The following is a 6,000-nucleotide window of genomic DNA, read 5'->3' on the forward strand; positions in this document are numbered from 1 at the left end:
GGCGGTGGAGTCGAGCAATTCGCCGTGTCATTCGTCATCGGATATTGACGACCAGATCGGTCGCTATACCTTTTTGTCACCGGGCCGATCATGTCAGGCCGTGCCTATCCGACGAATAAAGGGTCTCGATTCACTCTACGACGAGGTAGCGGACTACGACCTCGTCATCGTCCCCGACGCTCCGTTCGCGAGTGCGCTCAATCGACGCCTCGATCGACCCCATTTCGGAAGTTTCGCGATCACGCCGCGGCGTCTCGCCGCCGGCCGACGTGAACAGGCCGAAGACCGCCTCGCATTTCTCGAGGTCATCGACCGGACCGATCACGACTGGCGGGCTGTCGCCTATGCGATCGGGAACGCCCTCCAGTGCTGGGAACACCAGGGAAGTCTTGATGCGATCCTCGAGTACGAGGGCTACAGTGACGAGACGACCCGCGAAGTCGTCGACGTGATGCGAACGCTCCCGACGACCTCGAAACGACTCGCTCAAACTGTCATCGACGACGAGCGATCGATCGCCGTTGTCGGATACGATCAGTTGACCAACTTGGAGCGGAGCATTCTCCCGGAGACGTTCGACCGCGTCGAGTTATTCACGGAAGAGGAGTTCGAACAGCCACAGTTCCACGTCTTCGATTCGGCAACCGACATCGTCGCCGCGCTCTTGGATACGGTCACAGACCAGAACGCCGAGCGTGTCGCCGTCGTTCTCGACGGCGGGAGCCGGTATTCATCGCTCGTCGAATCCGCACTCGAAGCGGCCGATGTTCCCTTTTACGGTGGGCCGGGGTTCATCGAGGACCCACATCATAGAGCGTTCATCCGGCTTCTTCGCATCGGGTTCCGAGGCACAGAAACGACGGTCGGAGAGTGCCGGCCGATACTCGCGGAAACGGGTAGTGACGTCCCGATAGACGACAATCAAAAGCGACTCGATACGGTAGAGAGACCAGGGCTTGAATGGTTACGGGAGTTCCGTCGGTCTGTCGAAGAACAGACGTTTTCGGAGGCGCTCGGTACGTACGCGAGGAAAGCCGACGTCGAACTCGCACGCTTCGATGAGGAGTTGCGAACGCTCGGTATCGCCGAGAAACCCGTGACCGGCGGCGGCGTCGATCGCCTTTCCTATTACTTACAAACGTACGAGGTGCCCGTTGACAGGGACAACGAGGGCGTTCTCCTCGCCGATGCGAAATCCTCCGCCCACGTCGACCGGCCCGTGGTCTTCCACCTCGGGATGGGACGGGAGTGGACGCATTCGGCTCCACAGCGGCCGTGGGTCGACACCGAGGCGCAGTTCGAGCGCTACATCGGCAACTTCCAGCGATTGCTTCAGAGCGGCGACAGGCAGTACTACCTCGTCCAAGACACGGCCGGCGGCGAGCCGGTCACGCCCTGTCTGTACTTCGGCGACCTCATCGACGAGGAGTTCGAACGGTTCGGCGACCTCGATTCGGTCCACCACCGACGACGACCGCGATCGACGAGCGTCGGCTTCGATCGAGAATCGCTCGACGTCGAGTCCGAGACCGTCGAGACGATCAGCCAATCCAGTCTCAACAGCTACGTCAACAGTCCGCGAGACTACTTCTTCGGGAAACTCCTCGACGCGCCCGATCAGGAACGATTTGTCGAAGGGAATCTCTTTCACGACTTCGCGGAGTTCTACGTGAGTCATCCCGACGTCGTCGCGAACACGGATATCGACGAACTGATCGACGCGATGCTCGAGGAGGCGAAGCCCTTCTTTTCGAGTGCAGATGAGACGCTCCGTCGACGAAAGTACCGAATCGGACTGGAGCTGATCACGGAGTACTTGGACGATCACGGTCCGGAGTCGGACGCCTTTCTCACCGGGACGTCCGGATGGGGTGAGAACTTCTTCGCGGCGTATTTCGACGAAGCGGTCGACTCGCCGCTCACCGAACGGTGGTTCGAGGATCACGCCCTCGGGCTCAAGGGGAAGATAGACCTCGTGAACGCCCCGGATCGCCTCCTCGATTACAAAAGCGGAGGGAAGAAGCGAACCTCTCAGATCGTCAAGCGCGCGGCGATCGATCCCCCGGCGGATACACCGAACTTCCAGGCGGCGCTGTATCTGACCTACTATCGAGCGGTCCAACCGAACGAGCAACTGGAGTTCACCTTCTTTCACTTCCTCGAACCGATGGACGACGTCATCGCGGGCGAGGCCGACCTCGACGACGCGCTCACGACCGTCACGTACTACCCGTTCACGTTCGACGAGTACGTCGGCTCTCGAGACGCATACGAAACGCTTCTCGACGGGTACAACGACTGCCGAGAGACGTTCACCGAACTCGGGCATTCAGCGTATAGCGACAGTATGAGGCAACTGTCGTTCCCCGAGACGACGGACCGAAACGAGCTGCGCGCCTCCGAGTTTGCCGAAGAGTTCACGGCTGCCGTCGATAGCGGAACGTCCGATGACGTCGACGCCGAGAAGGGCGCAGATCAGGCGATCCGCGAACTCAACGGCGTTCGCAAGCGGTCGTTCTTCCGCGAAGACTTGGACGCGTTCGAATCGTTCGTCGACGAGCGCCTCGAGGAGCTCAACGACAGGCGAGCGGGTGAGGAGCGCTTCCCCGTCGATGGCCTCGCCGGCGAGCCCAACTACCGTCGTGTCGATAACCGTGACCTGCTGTTAGCGGGGGAGAGCGGTGACTGACCCGACGCCGAACGACGGGCAGCGGGAACTCATCGAGAACACCAAGGGGTTGTATCTGGTCGACGCAGGACCGGGGACGGGAAAGACGTTCGCCATCACCCGTCGCTACGGGACGATCGTCGACCAGCCCGACGTCGAACCCGAAGACACCCTGCTTGCGACCTTTACGCGGAGCGCCGCGACAGAGATGAAAGAACGGATCGTCGATCACAGCACGTACGGGCTCAGAGAGCTTGCCGACGCCCCGATACAGACGTTCCATTCGCATTGTCACGACATCCTCCGAGAGCACGGCTACGCCGCCCCGACGCATCTCGGGCTCGACGAGCGGATCACCGACTCGACGCGACTCATCGACGACGAACTGATCGAAGCCGAACTGTTCCGCGAGTTCTTCGGCGGGTTCCGTGACGATCATCCCGAGTACGCCGACTTCTATCGAGTGCTCTCGAGTCCGGGTGAGCTACTCGATCTGATCAGAGAGCTCGCCTCGAAAGGCGTCTTTCCCACTACCGAGGGCTGGTATCGAGACGGCGAATCACACCTCGACGGCGACTTCGAGGCGTTCAAAGAACGATTCGACGCGGTGAACGAGCCGCGCAATGACGGTCGAAAGCAGTCGGTGTTGCGCGATGATCTGAGTCGCTTCGGCCGCAACAAGACGTATCTCTCGGACGCGCCGTCGAAATCGGAGCTACGCGGCGGTCGCGGGACGAAACAGTTAGGCGACGACGTCGCCGCCGACGTCTTCCACGAGGACCGCGAGGACCTCAAATCGTTCGTTCACGACGTCTACATCGAGTACCTCCGGTTCGCTTTGTGCCGTAACTACCTCAACTTCGGCTTCCTCCAGCTGTTCGCGTTCGTCCTGCTCTGTGAGGACCGGCGCGTCCGACGGCTGGCGCAGTTCGAGTACGTGATGGTCGACGAGTTCCAGGACACCAGCGAGATCCAGTTCAAACTCGCGCTGCTGTTGTCCGGGACGGACAACTTCTGTGCCGTCGGAGACTGGAAGCAGAGCATCTACTCCTTCCAGTACGCGGACGTTCGGAACATCCTCGACTTCGAGGACCGGCTGGCGCAGTTCAGCACGGATCTCAACGGCGACGCCGAGCGAGTCGCCTTCGACGCGAGCGACCTCACCCGGATCGAACTGCGGGAGAACTACCGCTCGACGGAGTCGATCATCGACCTCTCCGAGCGGGCGATCGTGACGCCGGCAACGGGCGGCGAGGAGGTCGATGCCTCCCTTGACGACGTCGTCGAACTCTCCTCGAACGCCGCCTTCGACAACACCGCCGTCGAGGAGATCACCCACGAAGACGAACACGAGGCCGTACTCTCGACGATTCAAGAGATCGTCGGGAACGACGACTACGCCGTCGAGGGAGACGGGGGCGACCCGCGCCCGCCGGAGTACCGCGACATCGCGGTGTTCACCCGGACGCGAGACTACGGTCGAGAGCTACTCGAGGTCGCCGACGAATACGACTTCCCGATGGCGTACGACGGCGGGATCGAACTCTTCCGAACCGACCCGGCGAAGCTGCTTCTCGCGTGGCTCCGAATCCTCGATTCGGACGCCGACCGCGGCTGGGCGGTCGTCCTCGAACGGATCGGGTACACGTACGACGAAATAGAGCATATTCTGGAGACGGACGCGTATCCGTCCGACCCGGCCGCGTTCCGCGATGAGCTTCGTGGGTCGGAGTCGATCGGCGCGGTCGCTCGTCGGGTTCTCGATCGCTACGGATACACGGACGATAGGGCGGACGTCCTTCTCCACACGATCCAATCGGTCTACGATTCGACGACGCTCACTCGGGGGGAACTGATCCGGTTCATCGAGCGCGGCATCGAGAACGGTACGATAGTGGACGTTCGCGCGAGCGCGGGGGACGACTCCGTGACCGTCCAGACGATTCACACCGCGAAGGGACTCGAATATCCGATCGTCATTCTCGCGAACATGAACGACGGGAGCTTCCCGCCACGTTCGAGCGGTTCGAGCGTGATTCAATACCAGGATCCAGTCGGTCTCCGCCAGCGGAAGATCTACTCAGAGGAACGTCCCTCTCCCCACGTCTACGATAACTGGCGATCTGACGTACTCCGGCGCTGCCTGCCACGAGAGTACGATGAAGAGCGCAGATTACTCTATGTCGCCGTCACGCGCGCGGAGAATCACGTCGTCTTCGCGGCCGGAGCGGAACCAAATACGTTCTTCGAGGAACTCCCAGCCGATGACAAGGCGATCGATCCGAGTGTCGAACCACTCGATCGCGAGGAGTTCACCGACGCGGAGCTGCCGTTCACCGTAACGACTCCGCAGGGGCCGATCAGTCAGACACCGCATACGCTGATGGACGAGACTGTCTTCGAGGAGATCGACGCACGAATGGAAGCGACGCTCGAAACGGAGCCAGAAACCCGAGGAGTGGACTTCGGTTCACGGGTTCACGAGTTCGCCGAGGCGTACGTTCTCGACGAGGAAGTGACGCCGTCGAATCCCCACGAGAGACGGATCGTCGACTTCGTCGATGACCTCCCTGGTGAACTGTACGTCGAAGAGCCGGTCACGCTCCCAATCGAGATCGATGGTCATCGGGTCACCATCTCAGGGATCGTCGATCTCGTTCACGTGACGGCAGACCAAGTAGACATCATCGACTACAAGACGGACGGTACGCGACACGCACAGTCGGAGTACCGGAAACAGCTTAGCGTGTACTACCACGTCATTTCCGAGTGGTTTGTCGGAAAAGACGTCACGGCGAGTCTGTTCTATACGACGGATGGAACACGCGAACAGGTTACTCCACTCACGTCCGAGGAGCTACGTTCGCTGGTACAGACTGGAGTAGAGATGTAACTCAACTACTGTAGAGATTGCCGCTGGAGTTCGTTTTTAACTACCAAGAGAAGTGGGGACTCGTGAGATGTTTTGGCATCCTCCCCACGCTGAAGCGCGAGGCTTCCCCCCGATTCTCCATAATCATCGAGTATCTGATGCTATCTTGCGATAGGAGGGAGACATCAATAGATAGTCGTCTTCGGCTTTAGAGTATCGTGTGAGAGCCAAGGGCCGGATTTGAACCGGCGTTGGGCGGCTCTGCAGGCCGCTGCGTCTGACCAGACTCTGCCACCTTGGCGCTATCGAACGTACCGCAGTCGAGCGTTTAAGCCTAGCGGTCGTGGAGCGTGGCTACTCGCCCGATACACGTGAAAACAGCCCACGAACGCGATGTCCGTGGGCTGTGGAAAACGGGAATGATCCCGATGAATGGTGAGGCGGCGAACCGCGGTTCCCA

The 6,000-nt window shown here is 60.5% G+C and carries 2 protein-coding genes and 1 tRNA gene; 2 read left to right on the forward strand and 1 reads right to left on the reverse strand.

Annotated features, from left to right (window positions below; all coding sequences use genetic code 11):
* Positions 1–100 precede the first annotated feature (100 nt).
* Both FN829_RS07360 and FN829_RS07365 read left to right on the forward strand, forming a co-directional pair.
* Complete coding sequence (locus tag FN829_RS07360) at positions 101–2,689, forward strand: PD-(D/E)XK nuclease family protein (protein WP_142986335.1); 2,589 nt, start codon at positions 101–103, stop codon at positions 2,687–2,689.
* Entirely contained in the window at positions 2,682–5,561 is a 2,880-nt protein-coding gene (locus FN829_RS07365; protein WP_142986336.1) for a UvrD-helicase domain-containing protein, read from the forward strand. Before FN829_RS07360 ends, FN829_RS07365 begins: the two co-directional genes overlap by 8 nt.
* A gap of 204 nt (positions 5,562–5,765) precedes the next feature.
* On the opposite strand, the gene FN829_RS07370 is transcribed toward FN829_RS07365, so the two are convergent.
* Positions 5,766–5,841: transfer RNA gene (locus tag FN829_RS07370), tRNA-Cys, on the reverse strand.
* Between the last annotated feature and the right edge of the window lie 159 nt (positions 5,842–6,000).

This window comes from Halorubrum cibi (genome assembly GCF_900182635.1).
GTDB lineage: Archaea > Halobacteriota > Halobacteria > Halobacteriales > Haloferacaceae > Halorubrum > Halorubrum cibi.